We start from the raw sequence: 1,676 nt of genomic DNA, 5'->3' as shown, positions 1-1,676 counted from the left end.
GAGTCGCCGCCGAGGTCGAAGAAGTTGTCGTGGACGCCGACCCGGTCGAGGCCGAGCACGTCGGCCCAGACGGCGGCGATGACCCGCTCGGTGTCGGTCTGCGGAGCGGCATAGCCGTCCTCGGTGGGGGCCGTCGCGGTCAGGTCCGGCGCGGGGAGCGCCCGGCGGTCGAGCTTGCCGTTCGGCCCGATCGGCAGGTCGTCGAGCACCACGAACGCCGCCGGCACCAGATAGCCGGGCAACCGGCCCGCCACATGCCCCCGCACCGCGGCGACGTCGGGCACCCGACCGCCGACACCCACCAGGTAGGCCACCAGCCGCTTGTCTCCCGGCCGGTCCTCCCGGGCGACCACCACCGCCTCGGCCACGCACCGGTGCCCCCGCAGCACCACCTCGATCTCACCCGGCTCGACCCGAAACCCACGGATCTTGACCTGATCATCGGCCCGACCAACGAACTCCAACACCCCGTCGGCGGTCCACCGCACCACATCCCCGGTGCGATACATCCGCTCCCCCGCCACCCCGAACGGACACGCCACGAACCGCTGCGCGGTCAACCCCGGCCGGCCCAGATACCCCCGCGCCAAACCCACCCCGGCCACATACAACTCACCGGCCACCCCGACCGGCACCGGCCGCAACCACCCATCCAGCACAAACACCCGGGTATTGGCGATCGGCCCCCCGATCGGCGGCGTCCCCCGCCCCGGCACCAACGGATCCGACCAGGTCGCCACCACCGTCGACTCCGTCGGCCCATACGCATTGACCATCCGCCGACCCGCCGCCCACCGGTCGACCAGATCGGCACTGCACGCATCCCCACCCACGACCAGCGTCCGGAACCCCGACAACCGGCCGGCAGCCTCCGCATCCACCGTCGCCAACGCCGCCGGCGGAATCAACGCATGCGTAACCCGCTGCCCAGCCAGCACCGCCACCAGATGCTCACCCAACAACGGCCCCGCCGGCGGCACCACCAACGCCGCCCCCGCCGGCAAACCCGCACACAACTCCAACACCGACGCGTCGAAACTCGGCGACGAAAACAACAACACCCGATCCCCCGGCCGCACGTCGAACCGGTCGGCCTCCGCCGCCGCGAAACTCGCCAACCCCCGATGGCTGACCGCCACGCCCTTCGGCCGCCCCGTCGACCCCGACGTGTAGATCACATACGCGACCTGATCCACCACCACCGGCGCCAACCGCTCGGCATCCACCACCGGCCCGTCCGGCAGCGCGCCGACCTCGGCCACCACCCCCGGATCATCAACCACCACCACCGGCACCCCGGCATCCGCCGGCACCCGACCGGCCAACTCCCCCCGGGTCACCACCACCACCGGCACCGCATCCGCCAGCATGAACCCGATCCGCTCGGCCGGATAATCCGGATCCACCGGCAGGAACGCCCCACCCGCCTTCGCCACCGCCAACTGCGCGACCACCATCTCCACCGACCGCGGCAACACCAACCCCACCAACCGCTCCGGCCCCACCCCACAACCGATCAGATACCGCGCCAACCGGTTCGCCCGCGCCTCCAACTCCGCGAAACTCACCGTCACCTCGCCGTCCACCAACGCCGGCGCCCCCGGCCACCGGCACACCGCCGCCCCGAACAACCCCGCCAACGACACCGGCACCACCCCGTCACCCGTGTCGTTCCA

The 1,676-nt window shown here is 72.0% G+C and carries 1 protein-coding gene; it reads right to left on the bottom strand.

What is annotated here, in order from left to right:
• The coding region (locus tag ACNTMW_RS34240) for an amino acid adenylation domain-containing protein (RefSeq protein WP_426638222.1) at positions 1-1,676 on the bottom strand (1,676 nt) is incomplete at both ends.

This window comes from Planosporangium spinosum (genome assembly GCF_049999945.1).
Classification (GTDB): Bacteria; Actinomycetota; Actinomycetes; order Mycobacteriales; family Micromonosporaceae; genus Planosporangium; species Planosporangium spinosum.
This window is presented reverse-complemented; position numbering and strand designations above follow the sequence as displayed.